23 protein-coding genes and 1 pseudogene are annotated in these 26,181 nt (G+C 43.1%); 6 read left to right on the top strand and 18 right to left on the bottom strand.

Annotated elements, in window-relative coordinates:
- Positions 1-29: 29 nt before the first annotated feature.
- Both ITG09_06725 and ITG09_06720 read left to right on the top strand, forming a co-directional pair.
- A pseudogene (locus tag ITG09_06725) lies at positions 30-220 on the top strand (adenylosuccinate synthetase).
- Positions 221-619: 399 nt separating this feature from the next.
- Positions 620-1,609, top strand: a complete 990-nt coding sequence (locus ITG09_06720; protein ID UPR53313.1) for a substrate-binding domain-containing protein — start codon at positions 620-622, stop codon at positions 1,607-1,609.
- 136 nt (positions 1,610-1,745) lie between these two features.
- Here ITG09_06720 and ITG09_06715 read toward each other — a convergent pair whose 3' ends face one another.
- The 6 genes from ITG09_06715 to ITG09_06690 all read right to left on the bottom strand — a co-directional run bounded on the left by ITG09_06715 (position 1,746) and on the right by ITG09_06690 (position 8,553).
- Positions 1,746-2,354 carry a dual specificity protein phosphatase family protein gene (locus ITG09_06715; protein UPR53596.1) on the bottom strand — a complete coding sequence of 203 codons (609 nt, stop codon included), beginning with the start codon at positions 2,352-2,354 and terminating at the stop codon, positions 1,746-1,748.
- Between the two features lie 21 nt (positions 2,355-2,375).
- Entirely contained in the window at positions 2,376-3,206 is an 831-nt protein-coding gene (locus ITG09_06710) for an inositol monophosphatase (GenBank protein UPR53312.1), read from the bottom strand.
- A gap of 88 nt (positions 3,207-3,294) precedes the next feature.
- On the bottom strand, positions 3,295-4,416 hold the full coding sequence (locus ITG09_06705; GenBank protein UPR53595.1) for an ABC transporter substrate-binding protein: 1,122 nt from the start codon (positions 4,414-4,416) through the stop codon (positions 3,295-3,297).
- Positions 4,417-4,418: 2 nt separating this feature from the next.
- The gene (locus ITG09_06700; protein UPR53311.1) at positions 4,419-5,582 is read right to left on the bottom strand and encodes an ABC transporter ATP-binding protein; all 1,164 of its coding nucleotides are present in this window, start codon (positions 5,580-5,582) and stop codon (positions 4,419-4,421) included.
- The gene (locus tag ITG09_06695) at positions 5,582-7,312 is read right to left on the bottom strand and encodes an iron ABC transporter permease (GenBank protein ID UPR53594.1); all 1,731 of its coding nucleotides are present in this window, start codon (positions 7,310-7,312) and stop codon (positions 5,582-5,584) included. The genes ITG09_06700 and ITG09_06695 overlap by 1 nt, the downstream gene beginning before the upstream one ends.
- 635 nt (positions 7,313-7,947) lie before the next feature.
- Positions 7,948-8,553 (bottom strand): TetR/AcrR family transcriptional regulator, encoded by a 606-nt coding sequence (locus ITG09_06690; GenBank protein ID UPR53310.1) that lies wholly within the window; start codon positions 8,551-8,553, stop codon positions 7,948-7,950.
- A 102-nt stretch (positions 8,554-8,655) separates the two neighbouring features.
- Here ITG09_06690 and ITG09_06685 point away from each other — a divergent pair, with 102 nt between their 5' ends.
- On the top strand, positions 8,656-9,672 hold the full coding sequence (locus ITG09_06685) for an aldehyde reductase (GenBank protein ID UPR53309.1): 1,017 nt from the start codon (positions 8,656-8,658) through the stop codon (positions 9,670-9,672).
- A gap of 241 nt (positions 9,673-9,913) precedes the next feature.
- On the opposite strand, the gene ITG09_06680 is transcribed toward ITG09_06685, so the two are convergent.
- Entirely contained in the window at positions 9,914-10,165 is a 252-nt protein-coding gene (locus ITG09_06680; protein ID UPR53308.1) for a TIGR03643 family protein, read from the bottom strand.
- A gap of 199 nt (positions 10,166-10,364) precedes the next feature.
- Complete coding sequence (locus ITG09_06675; GenBank protein UPR53307.1) at positions 10,365-10,790, bottom strand: hypothetical protein; 426 nt, start codon at positions 10,788-10,790, stop codon at positions 10,365-10,367.
- Between the two features lie 527 nt (positions 10,791-11,317).
- Between ITG09_06675 and ITG09_06670 the strand changes: the two genes are divergently transcribed.
- Positions 11,318-11,509, top strand: coding sequence for a hypothetical protein (locus ITG09_06670; protein UPR53306.1), 192 nt, complete (start codon positions 11,318-11,320; stop codon positions 11,507-11,509).
- A gap of 314 nt (positions 11,510-11,823) precedes the next feature.
- Here ITG09_06670 and ITG09_06665 read toward each other — a convergent pair whose 3' ends face one another.
- The 5 genes from ITG09_06665 to ITG09_06645 form a co-directional block, all read right to left on the bottom strand.
- Positions 11,824-12,327, bottom strand: a complete 504-nt coding sequence (locus ITG09_06665) for a membrane integrity-associated transporter subunit PqiC (GenBank protein ID UPR53305.1) — start codon at positions 12,325-12,327, stop codon at positions 11,824-11,826.
- Positions 12,327-13,952: an intermembrane transport protein PqiB gene (pqiB, locus tag ITG09_06660; GenBank protein ID UPR53304.1), complete on the bottom strand. Its 1,626-nt coding sequence runs from the start codon at positions 13,950-13,952 to the stop codon at positions 12,327-12,329. Before pqiB ends, ITG09_06665 begins: the two co-directional genes overlap by 1 nt.
- A 24-nt stretch (positions 13,953-13,976) precedes the next feature.
- Positions 13,977-15,224: a paraquat-inducible protein A gene (locus ITG09_06655; protein ID UPR53303.1), complete on the bottom strand. Its 1,248-nt coding sequence runs from the start codon at positions 15,222-15,224 to the stop codon at positions 13,977-13,979.
- Positions 15,225-15,420: 196 nt separating this feature from the next.
- Complete coding sequence (locus ITG09_06650) at positions 15,421-16,785, bottom strand: polysaccharide lyase family 7 protein (protein UPR53302.1); 1,365 nt, start codon at positions 16,783-16,785, stop codon at positions 15,421-15,423.
- Positions 16,786-17,059: 274 nt separating this feature from the next.
- Positions 17,060-17,932 (bottom strand): LysR family transcriptional regulator, encoded by an 873-nt coding sequence (locus ITG09_06645; GenBank protein ID UPR53301.1) that lies wholly within the window; start codon positions 17,930-17,932, stop codon positions 17,060-17,062.
- Positions 17,933-18,074: 142 nt separating this feature from the next.
- On the opposite strand from ITG09_06645, the gene ITG09_06640 reads away from it, so the two are divergent.
- Positions 18,075-18,449: a nuclear transport factor 2 family protein gene (locus ITG09_06640; protein ID UPR53300.1), complete on the top strand. Its 375-nt coding sequence runs from the start codon at positions 18,075-18,077 to the stop codon at positions 18,447-18,449.
- A 207-nt stretch (positions 18,450-18,656) separates the two neighbouring features.
- Here the strand turns inward: ITG09_06640 and proX are convergent, their stop codons facing one another.
- The 3 genes from proX to proV are packed head-to-tail and all read right to left on the bottom strand — an operon-like array spanning position 18,657 to position 21,942.
- Complete coding sequence (gene proX / locus ITG09_06635; GenBank protein UPR53299.1) at positions 18,657-19,664, bottom strand: glycine betaine/L-proline ABC transporter substrate-binding protein ProX; 1,008 nt, start codon at positions 19,662-19,664, stop codon at positions 18,657-18,659.
- On the bottom strand, positions 19,657-20,751 hold the full coding sequence (gene proW, locus ITG09_06630) for a glycine betaine/L-proline ABC transporter permease ProW (GenBank protein UPR53298.1): 1,095 nt from the start codon (positions 20,749-20,751) through the stop codon (positions 19,657-19,659). Before proW ends, proX begins: the two co-directional genes overlap by 8 nt.
- Positions 20,752-20,754: 3 nt before the next feature.
- The gene (gene proV / locus ITG09_06625) at positions 20,755-21,942 is read right to left on the bottom strand and encodes a glycine betaine/L-proline ABC transporter ATP-binding protein ProV (protein UPR53297.1); all 1,188 of its coding nucleotides are present in this window, start codon (positions 21,940-21,942) and stop codon (positions 20,755-20,757) included.
- A 641-nt stretch (positions 21,943-22,583) separates the two neighbouring features.
- Here proV and ITG09_06620 point away from each other — a divergent pair.
- Positions 22,584-23,321, top strand: coding sequence for an HAD-IIB family hydrolase (locus ITG09_06620; GenBank protein ID UPR53296.1), 738 nt, complete (start codon positions 22,584-22,586; stop codon positions 23,319-23,321).
- A 48-nt stretch (positions 23,322-23,369) separates the two neighbouring features.
- Here ITG09_06620 and ITG09_06615 read toward each other — a convergent pair whose 3' ends face one another.
- Both ITG09_06615 and ITG09_06610 read right to left on the bottom strand, forming a co-directional pair.
- A complete protein-coding gene (locus ITG09_06615) occupies positions 23,370-23,582 on the bottom strand; it encodes a TIGR02450 family Trp-rich protein (GenBank protein UPR53295.1) in 213 nt (70 codons plus the stop codon).
- 142 nt (positions 23,583-23,724) lie between these two features.
- A complete protein-coding gene (locus ITG09_06610) occupies positions 23,725-26,172 on the bottom strand; it encodes a molybdopterin guanine dinucleotide-containing S/N-oxide reductase (protein ID UPR53294.1) in 2,448 nt (815 codons plus the stop codon).
- Positions 26,173-26,181 lie beyond the last annotated feature (9 nt).

Here is a 26,181-nt window from a genome sequence, read left to right as displayed (position 1 = left end):
TTATTCCTCAAACAGTCAGGAGAAAATTTATGACATCTATTGTTGTCAGTGGAAACTGGGGCGACGTTGATTTTTAGCAGACAGTGCTTCTGTGAGTGTCCGCTTTCAAGGCGGAAACGATGCAGGTCATACCGTTATAAAAGACTTCGGTACACACGCTGCTATTAAGATTAAACGAACCGTTGCGCTTATTCCCTCAAGAGAAGGAATCACCTTCTAGGAGAGAGGTCACCCTCGTAATCTAGCAGTGGATTGCCAGAAGTTATACGGCTCAAATAATTGCTGGAACGAGCGGTATGAATACCACAAACGTTCACTCTCTGAAACAGCGACGTATCGAGTTAAACAGTGACTAGGAGGACGATTGAGCTTAAGAAATAATAGTGCACAGGTGGGAAAACTTACGCGATGATAAAAGCGTTGAACAAGCTAACTAGGTTATATAGGCCTGAAACTTGTCATTTTTAACAAAGAAACACACGAAACGGGTGACTCTGCCTTTAAACTGAATTACGCAACGAAGCCTTTTTATGATGAAAACACATAAATGCAATGCTGTAATGCTATGATTTAACGAAATAAAATTTTCATTGATATAGCCTTTGGATTTACAACGCGTATGACCAGTTCAACTAACAGTTTCATTAGCGCTCAGCAAGTTGCAGACTTAGCGGGAGTATCTCGTTCAGCTGTTTCTCGAACATTTACCGAAGGGGCAAGTGTTTCAGCTAAAACAAGGGAACGAGTACTAAATGCCGCTGCTGAGCTTGGGTATCATGTAAACCACCTTGCCAAAGGCTTACATGACAAAAGCAATATTGTAAGTTTGATCACCACAGATATTAACACGCCATTTCAATCTCGTTTCATTGACACCCTGTCCCGAAATCTCCAGAAAATTAATAAAGTCACCATGCTAATTAACACCAAAAGTGACGATGGAAGCGTAACCGAAGCTTTAAATCAGACATTGAATTTTCGTGCTGAAGTCTCCGTGGTTTTATCGGGCCAACCCTCCAAAGCACTTATTGATCAATGCATAAGAAATGGACAACGGGTTATTTTAGTCAACCGTAACTATGTTCATCCCGACGCCGATAATATTCGTGTTGATAACAGTGGCTCAGCTAAAAAAGCGTTAGATATTCTACTTAGTCAAGGGTGTAAGAATATCGCTTTGGTCAATTCAGATATTAACTCCTCAAGTCTTATGGCACGTGAGACGGGCTTTTTGAATGCCGCAAAGCAAGAAAAATTATCGATTCAAGTTCTACGTTATGGCGATTCTTCTTACGCTTCTGGTGCGCTTCTCGCTAAGCGTTTAAATCGACATATTGATGGCGTATTTTGTGTGACCGATCTTCTTGCTTGTGGATTGATGGACAGCCTGAAATCTCAAGGTATTAATGTGCCAGAGGATATCGCTATCGTCGGTTTTGATGACATTGAGCAAGCAAGTTGGGACAGCTACCAACTCACTACATTTAGACAACCTATTGATAAAATCACATCGCATATCATTGAGCGCATACAAGCTACAACTGACGCGCCTAATATTGATTACCAGTACACACTTGATGCGGTAAAACGTCAAACCACCAAGCAATAGCCACTATGCTGGCCTCTTGGGTAACAGTATGAGTCAATCCAGAGTTGTACGATTCTAGTAATCATTACTCATTAAACTTAAAAAGCCCCTTATTCTGGGGCCTATTAACAAATTAAGTACTATAAACCGAGCTAGTTCAATTGTTGAAACCATGTTCGTCTAGCAAATCTAACATCGCATTGGCCTTTTCGATTGCTTCGATTAGACTCGGCTTTGGTGTCTCAAACCATTCGTCTGATCGTAGTTCTCGTCGTTCGCGAACTGCGTCTATTGCAGATTGTAATGTCGGGTATAGCTCAGGTTGTTTTCTATGCATAAACAAAGAGGCAATCGCGACCGATCGACTTCTTCCACCTCTGCAATGAATAAGAACGTTGCCCTGCTCTCTTGTTGGGTAGCTAGGTTTGTTTGGCAATATTTGGTTGAATGCTCCATCAAGTAGATAGTAACCCGCTAGAATCATTTGATGTGGATTACCCGGGCCGTCAATAAGCCCCATTTTGTATGTGCGAACGCCTCCACACCCAGCGGCAAGTTTTGCTCCTTCTTGCTCCAAGTATGGGGTGTTAACGTAATTTATATCTAGGTTAACGGCACAATTAACAATGGTAGTAATCCCAAGCTCTTTATGTAAATCCTGGTCTCTAGCTGAATCGTATCCACCTAGATACAGGTTCTGTCCATTTGAACCAATATTATTGGCCACTAAATGTGCTGCATCGCGTTCATAAACAGGAGATATAATCATTTGGGTTCCTTAAAAAGATTAAGCACATTGCTCTATTTCAATTGATACTTTTTCGGCAACAGCTTCTGCCAATGAAGGGATAACAGCAAAAACCGGACCTCCTTCATGCCAATCGGTCATTTGCGTGTAATTGTTAACTACGCCACCAGACTCTTTAACCAGCAATAGTCCAGCTAAGCAATCCCATGGGTTCATATGCAACTCCACATAACCATCGGTTCTTCCTTTGGCGACATAAGCCAACGCGAGGGCGCCAGAAGCACTTCGTCGGACATTAGCGCCTAAATGACACAGCTTCTTATGTACAGAGAAATAGTTTTCTTCGCTTGAACGTTGATTCCACCCAAGTTCAAAGCTTGCTTCATCAAACGAATTCGTTTGGGCTACTTGTAAAGAACAGCCATTGAAGTTCGAGCCTTTTCCTTTTTCTGCTGTGAACAACTCATCATGTATAGGATCGAATATCAGCCCCAACTTTGTGTCGTTGTCACATACATAAGCTATTACAATACAAAAGTGTGGAATGCCTCTGGCGAAATTTGCTGTACCGTCAATGGGGTCTAAAATCCACGTATTTGAACCGATCTCACCACCGGTTTCTTCTCCGTAAACAGAATCATTGGGAAAAGCAGCCATTAAACGTTCACGGATCAGTAGTTCAACAGCAAGATCAGTCTCCGTAAGAAAATCCTGTGGCCCTTTATATCCAATTTTATCCGGCGTCATTGTTATAAAAGCTTGTCGAGCCAGCTTGCCCGCTTCTTTTATTATTTCGATCGCAACTTGTAGTCGCTGACTCAAATCAGCGCCTGTTTCATTGTTGATGTGTGTTTCTACTGCTTGTTGCATGTAAACCCTTATTAAATGGTGGACTAAGCTTTAACTTAGCCACCTATTCATTTCGCTATTCGCTAGAGCAAGTTATTTAAGCACTCAATTATCGAGTGAAATTAATACGCCAAATATCGGCCCAATCCTGTCGGTTATCAAAGTCATCCATGCCTGTCGTCGCATTGTATTGCAGTACATGTGAATAAACGTTTTGAACGCCCGATGCTTCGTTCGGATTTACCGGTATAGATTGATTTCCTGACATTTTTCCATCAACGGTTTGGTTGCTAATGCCTTCTTCAGTCATAAGAAAATGCAGAAATAGTTTCGCGGCATTAGGACTTTGAGTCTTGGTTGATACGACCCCATAACCAGGAGTTGACCACCCAACAAACGGAGACATAGTGTCACAAATGCCAAGGTGAACTTTACCCTGAGCCACGTCACGGTATTTAGCGGTAGACATAAATCCGACAAACGTGTCGGTTTGGCCAGGAGCACCTACGGTATCACCTGCTGCAGAATCAGAGTCTGTTGGTAAAGGGGAGTTTTTGGCGAGTGCTTTTACCCAACTGACCGTTGCCGACTCTTTGCTTATATCCAATGGCTTTCCAAAGTATTCTTGGTAAGCTTCTGCGATAGCCTTGTCATGATGCATCTCGAGTTGGTTAAACCAATCAAGAAAGCTCGCTTTATTCAAAGGATCAGGTATTGCGACTTTTCTATTCCATTGTGAATCGGTTAGAGCCCAAATATTATTCACAGGGCATTCAGAATGAACTTCGGTATTGTAGGTCCAAACAGCAGGGTCGCCAAAAACCACCAAAGGGTCTTTTGCATAATCGGCAATGTCGTTTGCAAGAGTTGGTGAAACCCATGACTCAACCACATCCATTGGAAGCAATTGAGCAACTGTTGCTGAAGCATCTCCAGTTATAATCACATCTCCACGAACATTATTCGCTCGATATTCACGTATCATCATTTCAACTTGAGCAGAACTGCTTACCTTAGTACCTACCGCTTGAATCCCGTATTTTTTAGTGAAATTTTCAGCTGTCTGAACGATCTTTCCTGAAGGAGCATAAACGGTTATTGGTGCTTCATTTTGAGCTGCCGTAATTAACCGTTCTAAGTTTTTGTCATCTTCTGTCGACGCAAGCAATGCTGTAGGGGCAAATGCCGCCGCCAACGAGATTGAAAATACTGTGGTTTTAAAAGTGTTCATTTTCACAATATGAGTCCTAGTTCGTCATTAGTATTAGGTTCAGGGGTATGTACTTGATGATTGCTTATGGAAGGCCAGTCAATTCGCAAACCATCAGCATTAAACAAAAGAATATCTTGAGGAGAAATAGACAGGTTCATGATGTCGCCCTCCACATAAGTAGTTGGAGTTTGCGTATTAATATGTATCTTATGATCGGCGATGGTAAGTTCGAGAATCCAACTGCCACCTGTCGGTAAAATACTTTCGAGTCGAGCTTTTAAGTTAAGTACCTTACTATCTTGCGCATGTTCGGAATCAACGATCTTAATTCGTTCTGGACGAATACCGACAGAACAGTTTGTTTCTATATTCCCGAGGTGGTTCTCTAAATAATGTCTAATGAATTCACTGCATAGTGATGGTTGGTCTAACTCCACAATATTGATTGGCGGTGTACCAACAAACTCTGCAACAAATCGATTTGCAGGACGATCATAAATATCGTTTGGGGTACCCACTTGTTGCAACTCACCATCTTTCATTACTGCTATTTTGGTAGCGAGCGCCATTGCTTCCCATTGATCGTGTGTGACGAAAACGATGGTTGTATTGTAAGTAGAGTGAATACGTTTTAATTCAGTACGCATTTCAAGTCTAAGTCGAGCATCTAGATTTGATAACGGTTCATCCATCAACAGGATATCTGGTTGAACCGCCAACATCCTCGCTAACGCCACTCGTTGTTGCTGGCCTCCTGAAAGTTGTGACGGATAACGAGAACGATATTTTTCAATGCTCAATGTTTCCATTACAGACTGAATAATATCCAGACGCTTTTTTTTATCAAACTTTCGTAATTTGAGGCCAAATTCGATATTTTTTTCCACTGTCATGTGAGGCCAAAGTGCATAGCTTTGAAAAACTAAACCCAGCTTGCGCTTTTCTGAGGGCAGGAATACGCCATCCTCTTTAGAGTCAACAATGGTATCGCCTAGCACTATCTTTCCAGAAGATACATTTTCTAAGCCCGCGATCATTCTTAATGTTGTCGTTTTTCCGCAGCCAGAAGGGCCAAGGATACACATGAACTCGCCTTCATTAATCGATAGATCTAATTGATTAACAGCCTGTCCTGCCCCACGTTCAAATTGTTTACAAACTTGGTTTAAGTGGATATTTGGCATTAGCTTCCTAGTCCTTCTGCAAGATTGGTTTTAGTGAGTTTTTGAGTAAAATAAGTGCCAATAAAGGCGATAAAACAAATAATGAGTACCACCGCATTAGCGGCTTGGGTGTAGTTGTAATCAATAAGTCTTAATGCATAGGTAGTAAGTACATCTGTCGATGGTACGGCCAAAATAATGAACAGGCTTAACCCATTGATACCAGAGATAAAAGGCAACAGTATCCCTGTGACCAATGACCCTTTTTGAATAGGCAAAACAATGTGACGCATTCTCGTCATCCACCCTGCTCCGGCCATTTGCGCCGCTTCTTCAGGGTCTTTACCCAGCTGCATCATTGCCGATATACCGGCACGCGAAGCGTAAGGCATCTCATCGGCAATTAGCGCTAAAATAAGCAAGGTGACAGTGCCGTATAGTGCTGGCATGGGACCTCTTTCCACTGCAAATAAAGAGAGGTAAGCCGCAGCAAAAGCAATTCCAGGCACCAAATATGGAAAGAAAGTGATATGACGTAACGCGGTACTTAGCACTTTAATTGGGCTACGTACGACGACATAACCCACTAACAAACCTAGTACCCCTGAACAAATAGAAGCAATACTTACGATCCACAATGTATTCCACACTGCGCTCCATAAATTTGAGCTAAGTAAAATGCCGCTGCTCTCAGCAATCGTTGAAAGGCCAGAACCAATCCAATAATCAAAAGTAAAATTAGAGAATGAAAAATCACCTGGAATTCTCATCACAGTAGAAAGCGCGAGTACCGTCAGCGGGACTGCTACTGAACCTAAAAATACCGTGGCTGACAATAAGGTTGCAGGTAATCGCCACTGACCAAGTGGACTAGACTTATGCATAACGCCCTTACTACCAACCGTCACAAAGCGTTTTGCTTCTTTAAGGAGTAAAGCGTCTATCAGCAGTGATACAACACCAAAGAACATGATAGCCCCTGCCAATACTGCCGCTACGCCGGTTTGTCGCGATTCAATGCTTCGATACAATGACGTTGATAACACTTCATAATTAACAGGTAGACCGAGTATGTAAGACACACCAAATTCACCCAATACCTTAGCAAATATAAGTACACTCGCTGACATAAGCGCTGGCATCATTAAAGGAACGATGATCTTAAAGGTAATAGTTCTTGGCTTAGCGCCTAGTATTCGCGCTGAATCCTCAAGTTGTGAGTCAAATGAACGCAGTGCGTTACCGAGGAGTAAAATGACAAATGGAATGTAATTTAATGAAAGTATGACAATGATTGGCAGTTCACCATAAGCTAACCAGTCAGGCGTTGTTATGCCTAAATTTTCTAACCAACCTTGTTGACCGCCCGTGGTACGATTTCTAAATATCGTGGACCAGGCCATAGCGAACGTCCATGCTGGCAACATGTAAGGAACAATAAGCGCAGTTGCAAACCACTTTTTTCCAAACATATCACTACGGCTCACCAGCCAAGCCAAAACACTTCCTAGACTTAACGATATTACGATTACGCCTAGACTAACGCGTAATGTGTGACTTAATGGCAGCCAAAAAAGCGATTCTGAAATAGGTGACAACAACGTTCGAACTAAATAGTAATCGGTCCACTCTCCTGTTAAATGACCAATTCTACGTTCATCGCCAAATTGCACTTGCACAGCATCGAACAATAAAGACAGCACAGGCACAGCAATAAAATAGCCGAAGATGACCAATAGCAGAAAACCCATAATACTGGTTGGGGTCTGTGCAATAAGCTGCAATCGGTATCGAATTGATTGAATGCTAAATTCTTGTTTTAAGCTTTGTATTACCGCGTTCAAAAGTCCACCTCTTCAATTTTGCACAGCTGTGCAACTGAGGTGAATCGTAAATTATTTATATTTCACTTTCATAAGGAAACAATGACAATTTAATGACGATGAATAGCCGTTCGCGTTAGAGGTAATAGATCAAAGACTATTAGCTTATTGGTGTTAAAGCTGCGAAATATGGGAAAACGAATAAGATCTTGCATAATTTAATAGTCACACATGATTTAGTCGTGTTAGCCGTTTCAATAGAGAGAGAAAGTTCTTGAGCAAGTTACGAGGCTTACCGCCCGTCACTTCTTCAACAATTGCTAGTTAAGCCGTCGTCACCTTGAGTAAACCTATAGATCATTCCCCCTAATACCTATGATAGCCAGTTATCTAAACTTGTTTTCAAGTCCAAGTGCTTAACCATGTGTTTTACGCCCGCTTCTTTTACAGCCTGAATGACATTTCTGCACTCTTGAATCGCACTAAGCGCTCAGTTGTAAGCAGCACTATGTTGTAAGCAGCATTGAATGGCAATCAACATAGGTTAGATGGGTAACTCTCCATCAAAACATGGAGAGAGCAACCTGTAATATAGCCCGAACATCTTCACTTGCTTCGCCTTTCATCATCTGAGATTGCGCAAAGCTGATTTGAGAATAAATGTAGATTGCGGCAAACCGACTATCCATATCAGCGGCCTTAAATTCAACCTTCTCTTTTGCCCCATTGATCCACTGTTCAAATACCTTTATTACATCGTCATAAGTTCGATTAATTTGCTCCACTGTATCTTCGCCTAAACACAAACGTAACTCCTTCATATTTGTGAAGAGGCAGCCTTTCGGCATGTCAGAGTCTTGAACCTCACTTGTGCTATAGAAGGCAAGATCCTGGAGAACCTCATTAAACGGAGCCTCCTTACTTAAAAGGTCGAGCATTGGACTGAGTACCGTACTCTCGTAGTGCTCTAGCACCGCACACATCAAGCCATCTTCCCCACCAAATTCACGATAGATACTCGGTTTGGATACGTTTGCCAGTTTACACAATTCATTTATCGATACCTGATTGATACCGAGTTTCCAATAGCTTTGCTGTGCAATCTCTAACACATGATTACGGTCGAATTTTTTGGGACGACCACGAGATGCCTTTTTTTCTTCATTCATATTTTAGTACCAACTGGTATTTTATTGTTGACAGTTAACTATTCCACAAATAATATACCACCCAGTACTTAATTAAACAAGACACTTCAAAGGTATCTATCTATGGCAAAACAAATCGTCTTACTTACTGGTATATCAGGCTTTATTGGCCTCCACATTGCAAAACAACTTTTAGATCAAGGTTTTCACGTTCGTGGCTCTATTCGTAGTCTAAAAAAAGCGGAGAACATTAAAAATACATTAGAGAAAGCATCCGCAGATGTCAGTGAATTGTCATTCATTGAGCTAGACCTCACGTCAGATAAAGGATGGGATAACGCCGCAAAGGGGTGTGACTATGTTATGCACGTTGCCTCACCGTATGCAGCTGCAGAGCCAAAACATGAAGATGATATGATCAAGCCTGCTGTCGACGGCTCACTTCGAGCGTTACGTGCAGCGAAAAAGGCGGGAGTTAAGAGAGTGGTATTAACAAGCTCTACCATGACAATGATGGCAACAATGAAGAGTGGCACATTCGGCCCTGATGATTGGGCAGATACCCGCTCTAAAGACATTGGCACCTACGCAAAAAGCAAAACGCTAGCAGAACAAGCAGCATGGCAATTTATGGAAAAGCAACACTCTACAATGGAGCTTGTAACGGTTAATCCTGGTGCAGTATTTGGGCCTGTATTAGGTGATGATATTACTGGGCAATCAATGACAATGATTGATCAGATGCTACGTGGAAAAATACCAATGATCGCCGATGTGACTATGCCTATGGTCGATGTTCGAGATGTGGCAAACATCCATGTACAAGCAATGATTACCGCTAAGGCTTCAGGTCAGCGCATTATTGCGTCTCATTCAGAGGCAACTCGTCTTGCAGAAATTCCAAAAATACTCAAAGAACATGGTTACAAAGGCCCAAGCTCACGCATCGCACCAAACCTATTGTTACGCTTTATGTCTCTTTTTGATAATGAAGCAAAAGGTATGGTGGGTTTACTAGGCATGAATGTTCGAGCAGACAATAGCCAAGCACTAGAGCTATTTGATTGGACGCCTCGCCCGTTTTCAGAAACTGTACTTGATTCTGCTAAAGCAATTAAAAAAATTCAGGAAAACTCATAATCCTCTCGTTGTATTGGGGACTCGTTAATCACCGTTAACGGGGGGGCTCATAAGTCACAGATTCGGGAGAGCTATTGACCTTTTCCTATCACATACGAAAACGCCCAAAATTATTAATTATGAGCGTTTTTCAGCAAACTTGGTTGAGGTCAATTGAGATTTAAAGTGTCATATGCAGAATTGGAGGTGGTATCCCCGCATCTAAGTGTTGATTTGGGATAATGGTTGGGTATCCCCTCTTTTAACGATGCTTGTACTGAGTCGGACAATAACCTCTCGAAACGTCCGAACTGCGCAGTTTTACATGCTTGGTCGAGCGCCCAGAAACACGTGAGCGCCACAGCTTAAAACTGCCAAGCTTGAGATGGCTACGCATAAAACGAATCACTTGCGATTCATTCAAACCAAATTGGTGCTCTATTGCCTCAAATGGCGTTCGGTCTTCCCACGCCATTTCAATAACTCTTGATTCATTCTCTTTAGATAACATCATGCATACTCTTCCTTTATAATCTGGGAGAAATACGCTCGTTCTAAATTTAAAGATCACTGAACAAAAACTTCGAATTGAACGCGTTATAACGTTCAATAAGACAACAGACTAAAACAAAAAGCTCGCCATGCAATGACGAGCCTTATTGATTATGGAAGCTTAACGGTTATAAGACCCCAAGCACTAACCGATCTAGCCATTAAGACACCTGATCACGTAAAGCCAATTCAACGTTTTTCAACACTTTGAACTCTTCTCGAGTACAACCACGTGCCACGGAAACCCAATGGTCGCCAGTTTCATCGGCTCCTTTAAACTCTGCACGCAACTCATATCTTCGCCATGTAACGAACGCCAAGATAAAAGTCAGTGCGAGCATCGGTAAACCGAACTGAGGAACAAATGCCCAAGTCGCAGCCGAGAGGACTAAAGCCAACGAAACAATATTGATTGCGTTTTCTTTAAGACCCAATTGACGAATTTCTAACTGTTTGATTTTACGTAAACTATACACATCTTTCTTAACTCGAAGTTCGTTAGAGCTCACCTGAAAATCTGATGCTTTGTATGACCTGCGAAGTCGCACTAAATTCGCTAACCTACTACGTGTTTGATTCTTTTTCATCGCCTTTCTCCATGTTATTAAAGGTTAGTAAAAACTAATATAATCATGAAGTTAATGAACGAAGGCTTATTTTATAAATCAAAATAATGTTAAAATCAAGCCTATATAATTAATAATAATTATAACAACATCAATTAACATGCGGAATATAGATAAAGAGAGGGCTTATTAATGAGTTTACCCATTATAAATCGGCGTACTTTATTTAAGCTGGATGTAATCCAATAATAATTGCAATAACCGACCGAACAAACTAAGCAGCGGGCATGATTCCCCTTGCTTTGTAACCACTTATTTCAACCCGATTTTTACGACAACTTTCATGTTCAAGGAATGCTGAACTGTGGTCACATAACGCTCTACTTATCATAGGTAGCATAATCCCTTCGCCTCTTATCCATTCGAGTTTCAAATACCAAAATCATTCAATTAAACATATCAACACAGCTTATCTATTAAGCAATTGATCTCATAATGTAGAATCTGTACGCTTACACTATGCACACGGTTACTTAAAGGAGATCAAAATGAACGAACTACTGACATGCGCAATGGAACAGAAACAACGAACAACGGTGACGAGTTTATTCGCAAGAAATGGATTTAAGATCGCAACGACTGACTTTGATGATGTGACTTTCGAACGTGAAAGTGTGTTGGTCAACGTTCGATTTGATTCCTCCTCTAACGTCGAATCGATTTCGGTTTTAAACGAGTAGGATTTATCACCTCAAACGTTAACGTAAAGCAGGCAATGGCAATCAACCTAAGGTGTGGTCAAGCATCAGCTCTCTTCATTAAGCAAATACAATTGTAAAATTGTGCTTATTGCCTGTTTTTCACGCCATTCTTAAAGTGCGCTATCTGCCAACCCTCGGTTAATCTATGTTTGAAGTTAAAATTGGACAACACAACGAACTCGTTATTTAACGTATTATTTTAAATCTAATGCTTTGGATCAATCTTGGAAACCAATTGACTTAATCACGTGCTAGCCTGTACTAGCTTGTGAGTTAATTGGTTACCAAAACACCTACGGCAATTGCGTCTGAATCTCAGATAACACCTCATCTAACCCTTCACCTAACGCCTCAACAAGTGCTTCATAACCTGCTTCCTTCAACGGTACCTTTGAATCGAAATCAGCACGTGCAAGCTCTTCACCTTGTTCACTTAGCACCCAAGTTCCTTTCACTTCAGCATTGCCAGTATAAGAGCCATTGAACTGCTCAAAGGTAATCGTCAGCTCTTTATCTACAGCACCCGGAGCATTTGAACTGTTGACCCTTTCTTCAAGTAGCCCCTCCAGATTTTCCGCCCATACATGTTTGCGCGCAGAGACTAATTCATTTTCAGACTTGCGATACGCAATCCCTATTGTGTCGAGGTAATCCGGTAGCTCTACTCGAGTTTTTACCTTAAAGATGGGTTTATCTAGCGTACTTTCCGGCAAAAGATAGGCATTAGTGCCATCCGTAGGAGTCGCACATCCGAAGAGCCCGACCGATATAACCAGTGATATCAATAGCTTTCTCATTATTCCACTCCCTTAACTGGAATCGGGTCTTCTTCTACTTCGCTACCGAACACTAACGCATTCGGTTTATCGTTCAGCACTTTAATCAGCGGGCGAAGCTCTTTTAACACATGTTCTAACTCTTCCGATGCACTGAGCAATTGTTTGTAGGCATCTGAATCATCGTCGTAGCTCTCTAATGTCGCTTCAAGTTGCTTCATGGTTTCACTGAGATCCTTTGGTAACGCTTTTGCGCCCTCGCTATCCAGCAGTTCATCCATACTCTTTAAGGTGCTGTCTAATGAGGCAAGTGAGCCATTTAAGTTAGCCACCGTTGCGTCTAATGGTAACTCGTTAATCTTGGTTAAGAAGTCTGTGATCTGCTTTTGAATCTCGGTCAGGCCACCAGCCACAACAGGGAATACAGGATAACCATCAAACTCTCTTGGCTCGTAAGGGTCTTCGTCTTCATAGAAGTTTATATCAACAAACAATGCGCCTGTGAGCAAGTTGCCCGTCTTCAAAGTCGCCCTTAAACCCTCTCCCATTTGAAGGTCGACTCGTTTGGCAAAACTTTCAGCATTCACAGCCTTAAAGACTTCTGAAACCCGTTCTATTTCCAGCTTGATTAAGATGGGAATGCGGTTCGAGACTTTGCCATCTTTATCCATCCGAATCTGCAACGGCACTGTATCCACTGTACCAATTCGAACGCCACGATACTCGACAGGCGCGCCCTTCTTTAGACCTCGAACCGATTCTTCAAACAACAATACGTAATCAATAGAAGTGGTGTATTTTCCTTGCAAAACTGAGTCGTAATTATCGTAAAGTGTATATTCTTGTAAGTTCTCTTTGATCTGCAGCCCCGGCTTGATGCTCTCTGCCACATCAAAACTAACGCCGCCCGTTATTATGCTTTCTATCGACGCGAAGTTAACATCGAGGCCATTCGCACCAAACTTCACATCAATCCCAGAGGACAACCAAAACTGAGTTTTCTCGAAGATCAGCCCGTCATAAGGAGCAAAGATAAACAGTTGGTATTTACCTACTTTATTCTCGTAATCGAAGCTTGTTTTTTCGACACGTCCAACAACAAAACCATGATGCAATACAGGTTCACCAACGCTCAGCTGATTTGCTTTATGGTGCGATAACACCACACGAATACCTTTAGTGTCTGGTCCTGCGACGGGAGGTGTGTCTAACACATCGAACTTCAATTGAGATTCACTGGATTTTCCTGGCTTCAACTCGATGTATGAGCCAGATAAAATGGTTTCTAACCCACTAATTCCATCAGTACCTATGTGTGGCTCAACCACCCAGAATTGAGTCTCTGTATTGATCATACGAGAGGCTTTCTTGTCTATTTGAGCTTTGGCGATGATGTATTCATAATCTTCACTTAACGCAACTTCAGTGATGGTTCCAACGTGCACGTTCTTTGATTTGATCGCCGTTTTTCCTGCTTCAATCCCAGAAGCATCTGGCAAAATCAGGGTGATCTCAGGTCCACGATTGTTGAAATACTGGAACAGCATCCAACACCCCACCAGTACCGCAATAATCGGCACAATCCAGACCGGAGATAGTTCGCTTTTTTTTGATACTTTCGCATCTGAAGTAGTTTGCTTTTCCATATGTCCCACACCTCTTTGGGGAGATTACTTCCATATAATCCGAGAATCGAAAATCATCGCCGACAACATCGTAAAGATAACAACCGACGCGAATGACAGTGCCGCTGGCCCAGGATAAATAGCCATAACACCATCGAGTTGAACCAAGGCAACCAAGATCGCGACGACGAAAATATCTATCATCGACCAACGGCCAATAAATTCAGTAACGCGATAAACTTTAAGGTAGCGGTTCGCCTTTTGCTCCGTAAGCCCATGTACCCTTTTGGCATTCCAGTACAGGTAAGCCAAGGCAAACATCTTTGCCATCGGGATGAAAACACTCGCGATAAGAATGATAAGTGCCACGGGGTATGAACCCATATTCCAAAGTAAGGTTACCCCTTCCATTATGGTGGAACCTTCACTCGTCCCGAACGCAGACGTATACATCATTGGATATAGGTTTGCTGGAATATAGAAAACGACAGAGGTAAACAACAGCGCCCACGCTATCTGCAGGTTTTTGATTGGTTCAAAGCGATGTAAGTGCGTGTGGCAACGTGAGCAGTGATGAGTGCTCTCACTGTAGCTGTGTACTTGTCCGCAGATGTGACAGGCTAGATGCTGCTTATTTTGAAAGATGCTGCCTACCATTTGATCTTGCGAGGTTTTCGTTGGTACTAAGCGATCCCATAACCAATCAAAGTCCACCAAAGATATCGTCTTCACCACCAGCATGGCGTAAATGCAAAACGCCCAGAACGACAGGCCCATGGATACATCAGCCAAAGACGCGATCTTAATCAAGCTCACCAACACACCAATTAAAAACACATCGACCATCAACCATGGCTTCACCCAACTTAATGACTTCAAAGCCAAAAACGTAAAGCGATTGGATGCGTAATGAACATGTTTATTTCGGTCAACAAGCAGATAGAACCAGAGAGACAAAACTAAAAAGTACGCAGGTAAAAGAATGACGGCTAAAAAAAGTAAGATTGCGATCAGGCTGTTGTCCATTCGATTCATCACATCGACAGCTTGATACAAAGTAATTTGTTGGCTAATCCCTTGAACACTGAACGACATGTAAGGAAAAGTGAGGCTCATTATCAACGTAATAAGACTGGCGACCGCATAAGCCATCACACCCTGCTCTTTGTGATGCCCGACACTCGACAAGGTATGAGAGCATCTTGGACAAGACGCTTCGCTGCCCGCAGACAACTCTTCGAACTGACTAACCAGTCCGCACTCGTGACATGACTTAGTAAAGCGTTCAGGCAAAGACGTTCCCTTTGATGTTAATAAGCAACTAGACACTCTAGGTAAATATAAGTAAGGGTTGGATTTTTTGCCAATCTGCACCCTATGAAAGGGACGCGATATATTAGAAATGAGAGGTGGAAAGACAAAAAGGAGATGACCGAATGGCCACCTCCACGTTAAGTATTCACAAGTTTCGTTACTGGCTAAACAAAGCCTAGTTGTGGTTATTCTCTAACTGGTAGAAAGTCACTTGCGCATAATCACTGTCAGCACTTGAGTTATCTTGCAAGTAGATACCTGCTTTAAAGTACATGTAGTTATCAGCATCGTCATAACCGCTGTTACTCATATTCACTTCTTTTGCCGCTAGCTCTGAACCATTCTGGCTAATCGTCGTGATCAATTTGTCGCCTTCGACAACAATGGAGTACGAGAAGGTTTCATCTAATGCAATGCCATCACTTGGGTTGCTGGTGTTATTCAAGTCACCGTCAGAAGTGACCATGTTACCTAACAAGTTATGCCAAGTTTCCTCGCCGCCAGTCGATTTCGAGGTTTCATGAGCAAAGTAGATCGCGCCTTTGTCGTTCCCTGGCAATTTATGGTAGTACAGGCGAATCGGCTCGTTTTTCTCAGCGTGGATCTGACCGATCACGATTCGACCAACTTGCTCTGTGTTTGAGGTCGTGGTCGTCACATGGTTGATGGCCAGCGTTGCATTCAACGTACCGTCAATACCACCAAAGTCAGCCTGTTCACTCGATGGAATAGACGAAAATGCCCAGTTGTTATCTTTACCTGAGGTAGAGTAAGAAGTGTCACCACGACGCAGCATTTCTCGCAGTTCCGTACGCACATACTTAGTTCCACTCGATGTGGTCACGCCTTCAACTGGTGTATAGAACACCAAGCCGCCATCACTGCCTGTATAGAAGAACTGATCTTCATAACCAGCATCAAGCGCGTTCTCTTTAATAGAAGTTGCGTAACCATCTCCTTCATCAACAGGGATGCTTACATACCAATCGAGTAAGTCAAAGTTGCCTGATGGCGGTAGATTTGGATCAAGACCGTAGTCAGGGCTGTCATTACCACTGATTTCGACTTCAGTAATGTTTGTCCAAACACTTTCCGCGCTGTTTTCAAATACTTTGATACGAATCCAGCGAGCTTGAACATCTGTTACGTCATAGCTTTCAAAACCTGATGTGCTGCCACTGCTGTATCCATAGTAAACCTTGTCCCAGCTGCTTGAGCTTTCATCTGCTAATGCTCTGATCTCGAACTTATAAGTTTGTTCTTCTCCTTTACCCCAAGCTATCGCGACGTCTTGAACATTTTGTACTGATCCTAGATCGAGCACTAAATTAACAGGGGCATTTTGAGCCGCCCAACGCGATGACCAGTCAGTGCTGCCATCAATCGCATTTGATGCCGGGTAAGAGTTATGAGCTCCACCCCAGTCTGATGCAGATTGGATGTTCAATGTTTCAGCCGATACTCCACAAGAAGCCATCGCCAAAAGAATTGAGCACGACAGTGGTTTGCAAAACTTAAAGTTGCAAGGGTTAAAAATCATACAAGTCTCCATGATATATTTCACGTATATTGTTTATTCCATAGTTTGTAGGGTGTTACCGAAGTAACGGAAATCACTATAGGACAATATTTGTACGACAAGTTGAACAAACATCACGATCATGAATTATTATATTACAAATAAATAACTATGTGACATGTACCATTCTTATACCAAACACATCATCTAATAAGGCGTCTATATAACTCGAAGTTTTTACGCTTTGTTGTTAGCCCCTTTTGTTACTCTCACACAGCACGACAACGTCCGGCGATCAGCTTTTAATGAAATCCTGTTTAAGCTTATCTTCTAACGCTTGAATACATAGCTTGATGGCGATAGGCGTGTTAGAAGCGAACGGGTTTAGCGCATAAACCGTGTTAGTCGGTAGTTGGTAGCTTGGCATTATGTCGACAACCTCATTCGATAACTGAGAAAGGTAGAAGTCTGGGATCACACCAATACCAACGCCTGATTTGATTAAGGCAAGGCAACTATGAAATGAGTTAGTGGTACAACTGGCTTGTTGTTGATAGACAAAGTCTTGTTCACCTCGAGAACTAAAGTGATGAGTCACTTGTTTTCCTTGCCAAGAGTTGGCGATGTAAGGAAGCGATTCAAGTTCGCGTTCTCGCATGCTTTCTATGCCACACAACACGTCTTTAAACTCGCCTAACCGTTTCTGCTTAAGGTTGCTGTCACGCGAGCTGCCCACTCTTACCGCAAGATCAATATCGTGTTCCATGAAATCTAAATGTTGATCATCACTGATCAACTCAGGCTTTAACTTGGGGTACTGCTTCATTAGGTCGGCAATAACAGGCGCAACCAGCAAATCCATTAGTGCATTGGGAGCTGTAATACGAATCCGACCTTGGGGCTCTTCCAGTTCAGCTTTCGCCAAATCCCACGCCGAGTCAGCAATCACGTTGATGTCTTTGCAACTCAAATAAAAGCGCTCACCCATGCTTGTCAGAGTTTGTCTTCGTGTTGTGCGCTTAAGAAGCGAAGCGCCTAGCTCTTGTTCCAGAATTTTTAGGTGCTGACTGACGACAGATTTAGACAACTCTAATTTTTCAGCCGCAGCCGATACTGAGCCCTGCTCTACGATATGAGCGAAAATCGACATCTGCTTTAGCTTACTCATCTTATTGTTCTCTTTTTACATACAGTATTTTCTATTATCTCTGTTTTTCATTTCAATTTCCAAGACTAAACTGAATCCAACTTATCGAAAGACCTAATCAAAGAAACAGTGTTTGAAAGAAGACTGCTATGGAGAGAAAGCAATGTTAAACAATCAAGTATTAGAAGCATGTAAGCAAGGCATTAACGCATGGCAAAAAGCATTCAACAGCCAAGATGCAAAAGGTTGTGCAGACCAATACACTGAGGCTTGTGTGATGGAAGCTCGCCCATTCGGCACTTTTGAAGGCCGTGAAGCGATTCAAGCATTTTGGCAAAACATCATTGACCAAGGCTTCAAAGACGTCGATTACACAGACGTTAAATGGGAAGAGCACCCAGAAGGCGGATACATTCTTACCGCTAGTTGGACAATGAACAAAGCGTTTGGTGTTGTACATCGTGAACACTGGGCACTTGAAGCGGATGGTTGCGCTCGCCTAGTAAGCGACGACTTCGAAGTTCAAGGCGAACGCTAGAGCTATAATTAAAAGCTAGATACTCAAAGATCAGAATCGAAACAGAAAAAAAGCCAGCAACCCAAATTGGATTGCTGGCTTATTAATGTTCACTTTTGTCGCTTTTCACTTAATTTGAAGGTGATTCAGTGACTCTACACAGTCACTCAACCCGCTCATCATTTCAAATTAAAATGTCTGGTAAGACAAAGCAAATACAAGTCAAAGTTACAGTGCCGCTTTCTTCGCTTCTGTAATCCAACCATCGAACGTGCTTTGGTTCGCTTTGATCCAACCGTTTACGTGCGCTTCGATATCCGCAGAGCTGTTCTTGCCTTTACTCATCATCATGTTCTGAGCACTTACATCATTAATGTTAAGTTTGATGATTTCGAAAAGCTTCGCTGCTGATGGGTTGTTCTTAGCAAACTCTTTGTTCGCAATAATGCGCATTGAGTTCATTTCGAAGCCGTAGTTTTTGCCGTTAGACAACGTCGTATCCACGTTCGAACGCTCGCCAGGAAGTGCTGAGAAAGGTACTTCTAACCAAACTACATCTTCGTTAGGCACCAATACGCCACTTACCCAGTAAGGTGTCCACGTGTAGTAAAGGATTGATTCACCTTTTTGGTAACGAGAAATCGTGTCTGCAATGATTGCAGCGTAGTTACCTTGGTTATGAGTCACCGTATCGTCCAGTTTGAATGCAGAAAGTTGATGTTCAATCACCATCTCACAACCCCAGCCTGGGTTACAGCCTGTTAGGTCTGCTTTGCCATCACCGTCTGCATCAAACAGCTTCGCGATTTTCGGATCCGTCAGCTGACCAATGTTAGTAATGTTGTACTTTTCAGCCGTTTTCTTATCAATCAGGTAACCTTGAGCGGCACCACTTACATATTGGCCTTCACGGTAGAATTTGTCATCGCCACCTGCCATTGTGTATTTGTCAGCATGAAGTGGGAACCAACCTACCGTTAGGAACGTTGCGTCACCTTTTGCGATAGAGGTGTAACCTACGTTGTAATCCACTTCTTGAGTAGATTTCACGTCATAACCAAGTTCTTCTAAAGCACGGTTAACGATCAATGTTTGGAACGTCTCTTCCGCTACAGACGATTGAACAGGCTGAACTGATACGCCCTCACCCGGTAGGCTTGCTGCCCACACGTTAGTCGATACAGCTAATGTCGAAACGATGCTTACTGCGAGTTTACTCTTCCATGAATTATTCATTGGTGTTTTTCCTTAATTGAAGTTCTGATTTGTTACCGCGATTAAGTACGTTCAGTACAATGGAAATAGGCCCCATGCGATACCAGCGTAATTTTGTATTACCAGCGTTGACACCCAATACTTGAGTGATGCGATCTAATAAGATGGCTAAGATAACGATACCTAAACCACCAACAGCGGCCAGTCCCATATCTAAACGGCCGATACCTCTCAGTACCATTTGACCTAGACCACCTACCGCAATCATTGATGCGATAACCACCATAGATAGCGACAACATCAGTGTTTGGTTTACGCCCGCCATGATGGTTGGCAGTGCTAGTGGCAATTGAATTCTATAAAGCATCTGCTTTTTACTCGCACCGAATGAGTGGCCCGCTTCGATCAACTCTTCCGGTACTTGCTGAATACCCAAGATAGTCAAACGTACAACAGGAGGAAGTGCGAATATGATAGTCACCACGACACCCGGAACGTTACCGATACCAAACAGCATTACGATTGGTACGAGATAAACGAAAGCTGGTGTGGTTTGCATTGCATCCAGAATGGGACGAACGAATTTAGCCGCCGTGTTACTTCGGGCGAGCCATATCCCCATGGGTAAACCAATCAATAGACAAAAGAAGACCGATGTCATCACCAATGAAAGCGTGGTCATTGCTTCAGACCAAGCACCAATCAGACCAATGAATGTCAAAGATACGGCCGTTGCAACGCCAAGCTTCAAGTTTGAAAACTGCCACGCCACTAGAAACAAGATGATCAACATGAATGGTGCTGGCGTAGACACCAACGCCGTTTCAAATGAACTTAGAATAAAATCGATAGGCACACGGATCGCTTGAAACAATGGTCGTCCGTGTTCAACGAGCCAATTCAATCCAGACTCAACCCAAGTATCAACAGGCAGAACGGCTTCTGCAAAAGGATTAAGTGGATCAAAAGGAATGGTTTCTACGGTTTCGCTGCTTAACCAATCCGCAGATGGCGCAGTTTCCGTTGTTTGGCCCCAAGGATCACTTGCTGGCTGAGTAGAGGGAGCTGCTTGCGACCATGGGTCATTATTTGTTTGTTCCGACGACATGATCTATCCCTTATCTAATGTTTGTAGCAGTCGTGACTTAGTCACCACGCCAAAGTAATTACCTTGCTCGTCCACAACGGGAACGGAATAAGGCACACCGCCAACAAGGCCAAGCACATCATTGATTGATAAATCTGGATTCAGAGTTAAACCATCATCTAGCTGAGCGCTAACCAATGATTTGTTCTCTTTGTGGGCTTTGCGAAGGGAATCGATAGAAACAATGCCTGAGTAACGACTGCTCTTTTCAACCACGATGCCGTATTCACGGTCGTTATCCATTAAGATTTGCAGAGCGGAGGCTGGACCATCGTGTTCAGATTTCTTAAATACCGCAGCTGGCTTCTTGCGTGCAATGTCTTTCACAGTAAGAACACTTGCTACATTCACACCACGGAAAAAGGCTTCAACGTAGTCGTTAGCTGGGTTATTTAAGATCTCGTCAGGAGTACCCACTTGAACCACTTCGCCATTTTGCATAATCGCGATTCGGTCACCGATACGCATCGCTTCATCCAAATCATGCGAAATAAAAACAATCGTTCGTTTATCGTCATTTTGAAGTCGGATTAACTCGTCTTGCATTTCGGTACGAATCAGTGGATCGAGTGCAGAGAACGCTTCGTCCATTAACAGAATATCGGGGTCGCAAGCTAAAGCGCGAGCCAAACCTACACGCTGCTTCATACCACCAGACAATTCATCTGGGTAAGATTCTGAATACGCGCCAAGACCTACTCGCTCTAACGCCTCAAATGCTGATTGCTTTCGTTGTTCAACTTCAACACCTGCTAGCTCAAGACCAAACGCAGCGTTTTCAATTACTGTCATGTGAGGCATCAATGCGAAGTTTTGGAAAACCATTGAGATGTTGTTGCGGCGGACTTCGCGGAGTTCATCTTCTGAGATGTGGGCAATGTCTTTGCCTCGAAGAAGCACATTGCCTTTGGTAGGTTCAATCAAGCGGTTAAGAAGGCGTACTAGGGTTGATTTGCCAGATCCTGACAGTCCCATTATGACGAAAATCTCGCCTTCTTGAATGCTAAGAGAAACATCGTTAACGCCGATCGTTAAACCTGTTTCTTCGAAAATTTTATCTTTGTTCGCGCCTTCATTAATCATTGTAAAAGCACGGTCAGTGTCTTCACCAAACACCTTGTACAGTCCCTTAACTTCCAGTATGGGATCCATGTAATTTAATCCTTTCTCAGTTATTTAAACTTAAAAATGGTTATTTAAACCCGAAAAACAATTAGCACTCTAAGTAATTACCAATTGTAAATCAAGGAGCTCCGTTCGGTAAAGCAAGGAGATAACCAGCAATCAGACCAACAAATACAAGTACAAAAAACAAGCATAACCACAACAAGGTACTGATAATAAAAGGTATAAATTAAAAAGGCATACGACCAATATTATGTATTACTTACCCATAGATTATTGAATATTAATTTTACATTTGACTAGTTAATAGGCTGGATAAACCAAGAAAAGCCACAATTAGTTCGTGTACAAATAATTCGAATACAAACTATTTATTAAGATTTAATGACGTTTAACAAGCGAAAGTTCGCTCGGTAACAAAGATAAAATCGACTCTAAACCTCTACCTAAAAACCAAAGGTCAACAGGCTAAAGCCAGCGAGTCGAAATCAACCTTTTCAACCAAGAATTTTAATACATCACACCAACTGTGATACTTGCTGCAAACTCTCAATTGGTGATTACCTAAGCTGGATTTCAACTTGTAGAGTATTCATTGCTGAGCCACTCTTTATAAAAGAAATAAACATTTTCCCGTGACGAAATAGAGAAAAAGACAAGGAATTCGAATGATAAAAATGTTGGTGTGTGACTTTGACGGTACGCTTGATGGGGGCTCATCTCATGGCGTAAATCAGTTATTTGACTACCTAACTGAACAACCTGACATTCGCTTTATCATCGCGACGGGAAGAACATTACCTTCGATTCGAGTGGGTTTGGAATCGGATAACTACCCGAAGCCACACAGTATTATTAGCGATGTGGGCACGAAAATTCATCATGTTCATTCCCAAAAACCAGACCATGTGTGGCATAACCAACTGAAGGCTTCTTGGAACAAATCAAAGGTAGAAACGGCTCTCGCATCACTTGATTTTATGGGTGAGCGCATAGAAAACCATCAAGGCGACTACAAGATCACCTTTGAAGGTAAGCTTTCAGAGCCTCAACACGAACTGATCGAATCTAGCTTGGAGATGCACGGGTTGGATGTTCACCTTACTTACTCTCATGATTGGTACTTAGACATCACACCAAAAGGCGTTAACAAGGCGACTGCGATTCACCACTTACTCGAACAACACGATTTAAGCATTGCGGAAGTGTGTGTCGCAGGTGACTCAGCCAACGACACCTCAATGCTCACCATTGAGGGCATAAACTCGATATTGGTCGCCAACCATTATCCTGAAGTTGCTCACTTATCCGACAGAGACAATGTGTACACCAGCACAGCAACACACGCTGAGGGTGTGTTAGAAGGGCTCAAATACTGGCAAGGGCGAGCGTCGAGTACCCGATAAACGCCAGCTCGTCATTAACAACAGATTTGAATCACAAGGTTTCCAGCTTTATTTCCAGCCTGGAAGCCAATTTTGATTATTAGTAAGCTCTCGCCAATTGATGTCTTCTTCTCGTTTGGTCATTACCGCCTCTATCATGCAGCGCACTACCTCCCCTTCATCAAACTCGACTTCTGTGACCATGAAGTGCTTTTCTTTCTTCACAGGGCTAACGGCTGTCCATTTGCTACGAAATAGCTTCTTTGGGTTGATCCGATTCATGGGCTTCTCTCTTGCTTTGATGTCGTTGATTATTATGAGTTGTCTGCTCGACACACAGTAATAGTCTTTCCATCGCAAAAAAGATCATAAAAAAGCCAGCGGTTAGGCTGGCTTCGTTCAATTAGCTATTTCTCGTTAGAGATTAACCATTTTTAGGTGGATCAAATGCCGTCAGTTCTAATACTGGGCCTGTGTATTTTTCAATTTTCACAAGCGCAGAGTTCGCCGCACAGCCATTTGCCAAACGAGAGGTCGGAATATCCAACGTAAGTACGTTACAGCCGCCGTTTTTACATAGTCCTGTATCTTTATCTAAATCTGGCCAACCACCTTCATGGATACATACAGAGCCTTGTTTGATGCCATCAGTCACTAATGCACCAACCAATACTTGGCCACGACCATTGTGTGCACGAACCAAGTCACCCGTTTTAATGCCACGCGCTTTTGCGTCTTCAGGGTGAATTGAAATCGGCTCGCGGTCTGCGATAGCGTACTCTTCACGAATCTTCGCGTAGTTGAACTGGCTATGTAGACGGTGCGCGGCGTGCGCCGTCATCAATTGCAGTTCGCCATCTTTTGCATTGCCGGTGTACTCTGTCGGTTCTAACCAAGTAGGGTGCGCTGGACAATCGTCTAGTTGGTAACCTTCAATCGTTCTTGAGAAAATCTCGAACTTGCCACTCGGTGTACCTAGTGGGCTCATGATTGGGTTCTCACGGAAATCAGCGTAACGAACGAACTGTGCGTTCTTCTCGTTCCATTTCATCTCAATCAGTTGGTTATCATCCCAGAACTTGCTGAAGTTAGGCATTACGATGCGTTGACCACGACCACCTTGCTGTGCTGTTTTGTAGAAACCGTACAGCCATTCCATTTCGGTCTTGCCTTCGGTGTACACATCACGGCCACCCGGAGCAAGCAACTCAGACATGTCCGCAAACACATCAAAGTCATTACGCGCTTCACCTTGAGGCTCAACGACTTTCTTCATTGGCACTAGATGCTGGTTACTGTAGTCACCTGTCATCGTCATATCATTACGTTCAAACGATGTAGTAATTGGCAACACAATATCCGCGTGTTTAGCTGCTGCTGTCCAGTAAGGTTCTGAGATAACAATCAGCTCAGGCTTTTGCCAAGCTTTGATCAAGCGGTTGGTATCTTGGTGGTGAGTAAAGTTCGCACCGCCTGCCCACCAGATCATTTTGATCTCTGGGAACGTTAGGTTGTGCCCATTGTGATGGTAGCTTGAACCTGGATTTTCTAGCGCTTCAACAATACGCGCGACAGGGAATGCATTCACAGCTCCTGATACTGCCCAGTCGTTACCTGCTGATGAACCACCACCAAGCGACGCTGAAATCGCAGGAAGTACACCTGCATCACGAGCAGGGTTACCACCGTTTGAGTAGTGGTAAGAAAGACCGAAACCACCACCAGGTAAGCCAACTTGACCTAGCATTGTCGCTAGCGTAACCAACATCCAGTGACGTTGTTCACCGTATTGTTGACGCTGCATACCCCAGCCAGACATCAGCATAGTACGGTTCTTACTGAAGATATCAGCAAGTAGCTCAAGCTGCTTAACTGGCACACCACAGATCTCAGACGCCCACTCAGCAGATTTTTCAACGCCGTCTTCTTTACCCATTAGGTAAGCTTCGAATACGTCATAACCTGTTGTGTATTTGCCCAAGAATTTTTTGTCGTGTTTACCCTGCTTCACTAATGTGTGCGCAATACCCATCATCATGGCTACGTCAGTCATTGGGTGAGGAGCAATCCACTCAGCGCTATCGCCAAAGAACTCGATAGTTTCAGAACGCATTGGATCAATCGCGATCACTGTCTTGCCCGATTTCTTCAACTGGTGGAAGAATTCAAGACCTGCACAGTCCGTTGAGCTCCAAGCGATCTTCAAGGTATTGATTGGGTTTAGCCCCCAAAGTACCACCACATCACTGTGCTCAAGGATGACTGGGTAAGTCGTTTGTTGTTCATACACTTCAATCGAACCCACCACGTGCGGCATGATGACCTGAGCAGCACCTGTTGAGTAATCGCCTAAGTGACCAGAGTAACCACCAGCCATGCTCATGTAACGTTGTAGAAGTGTTTGCGCTTTATGCAAGACGCCACTTGAACGCCAACCGTAAGAGCCTGCGAATACCGATTCAGCTCCGTGCTCTTTACGAATACGTGAGTGTTGTTGATGAATCAGTTTGTACACTTCATCCCAAGAGATGCGAACAAACTCATCGCTACCACGTACACCTTCAGGTGCCGATGGGTTAGCCAAGTAGCCTTTACGGACCATAGGGTATTTAACACGCGCTTTGGTGTGTACTTGGTCAGGGCCTGTAGTTTGTAGGCTGTTCGGAACGGTTTGTGCCAGTGCATTCGTGGTCGACACTAACTTGCCATCTTTCACTTCACACAGCATTGGTCCCATACGGCCTGATGTTAGAACACCAGAACCGCGCTTGTCAGAAGCCATTGCGCTCATCGGCGTCAAGGATGTGAATGCCAACGCACCAGCAGTGATACCTGTGCCTTTCATAAATCCACGACGGGTCATATTAGTCATAATTTTATC

The sequence above is a fragment of the Vibrio cyclitrophicus genome (assembly GCA_023206055.1).
GTDB lineage: Bacteria > Pseudomonadota > Gammaproteobacteria > Enterobacterales > Vibrionaceae > Vibrio > Vibrio cyclitrophicus_A.
This window is presented reverse-complemented; position numbering and strand designations above follow the sequence as displayed.

What these genes read in the sequence shown, in the direction of transcription:
- ITG09_06705 (UPR53595.1), bottom strand. Translation starts at nt 4,416, where the DNA reads ATGAACACTTTTAAAACCACAGTATTTTCAATCTCGTTGGCGGCGGCA.
- ITG09_06650 (UPR53302.1), bottom strand. Translation starts at nt 16,785, where the DNA reads ATGATTTTTAACCCTTGCAACTTTAAGTTTTGCAAACCACTGTCGTGC.
- ITG09_06695 (UPR53594.1), bottom strand. Translation starts at nt 7,312, where the DNA reads ATGGGTTTTCTGCTATTGGTCATCTTCGGCTATTTTATTGCTGTGCCT.
- ITG09_06685 (UPR53309.1), top strand. Translation starts at nt 8,656, where the DNA reads ATGGCAAAACAAATCGTCTTACTTACTGGTATATCAGGCTTTATTGGC.
- ITG09_06700 (UPR53311.1), bottom strand. Translation starts at nt 5,582, where the DNA reads ATGCCAAATATCCACTTAAACCAAGTTTGTAAACAATTTGAACGTGGG.
- ITG09_06710 (UPR53312.1), bottom strand. Translation starts at nt 3,206, where the DNA reads ATGCAACAAGCAGTAGAAACACACATCAACAATGAAACAGGCGCTGAT.
- ITG09_06615 (UPR53295.1), bottom strand. Translation starts at nt 23,582, where the DNA reads ATGAATCGGATCAACCCAAAGAAGCTATTTCGTAGCAAATGGACAGCC.
- ITG09_06670 (UPR53306.1), top strand. Translation starts at nt 11,318, where the DNA reads ATGAACGAACTACTGACATGCGCAATGGAACAGAAACAACGAACAACG.
- pqiB (UPR53304.1), bottom strand. Translation starts at nt 13,952, where the DNA reads ATGGAAAAGCAAACTACTTCAGATGCGAAAGTATCAAAAAAAAGCGAA.
- proX (UPR53299.1), bottom strand. Translation starts at nt 19,664, where the DNA reads ATGAATAATTCATGGAAGAGTAAACTCGCAGTAAGCATCGTTTCGACA.
- ITG09_06720 (UPR53313.1), top strand. Translation starts at nt 620, where the DNA reads ATGACCAGTTCAACTAACAGTTTCATTAGCGCTCAGCAAGTTGCAGAC.
- ITG09_06640 (UPR53300.1), top strand. Translation starts at nt 18,075, where the DNA reads ATGTTAAACAATCAAGTATTAGAAGCATGTAAGCAAGGCATTAACGCA.
- ITG09_06645 (UPR53301.1), bottom strand. Translation starts at nt 17,932, where the DNA reads ATGAGTAAGCTAAAGCAGATGTCGATTTTCGCTCATATCGTAGAGCAG.
- ITG09_06680 (UPR53308.1), bottom strand. Translation starts at nt 10,165, where the DNA reads ATGATGTTATCTAAAGAGAATGAATCAAGAGTTATTGAAATGGCGTGG.
- ITG09_06620 (UPR53296.1), top strand. Translation starts at nt 22,584, where the DNA reads ATGATAAAAATGTTGGTGTGTGACTTTGACGGTACGCTTGATGGGGGC.
- ITG09_06675 (UPR53307.1), bottom strand. Translation starts at nt 10,790, where the DNA reads ATGAAAAAGAATCAAACACGTAGTAGGTTAGCGAATTTAGTGCGACTT.
- ITG09_06690 (UPR53310.1), bottom strand. Translation starts at nt 8,553, where the DNA reads ATGAATGAAGAAAAAAAGGCATCTCGTGGTCGTCCCAAAAAATTCGAC.
- ITG09_06610 (UPR53294.1), bottom strand. Translation starts at nt 26,172, where the DNA reads ATGACTAATATGACCCGTCGTGGATTTATGAAAGGCACAGGTATCACT.
- ITG09_06665 (UPR53305.1), bottom strand. Translation starts at nt 12,327, where the DNA reads ATGAGAAAGCTATTGATATCACTGGTTATATCGGTCGGGCTCTTCGGA.
- proW (UPR53298.1), bottom strand. Translation starts at nt 20,751, where the DNA reads ATGTCGTCGGAACAAACAAATAATGACCCATGGTCGCAAGCAGCTCCC.
- proV (UPR53297.1), bottom strand. Translation starts at nt 21,942, where the DNA reads ATGGATCCCATACTGGAAGTTAAGGGACTGTACAAGGTGTTTGGTGAA.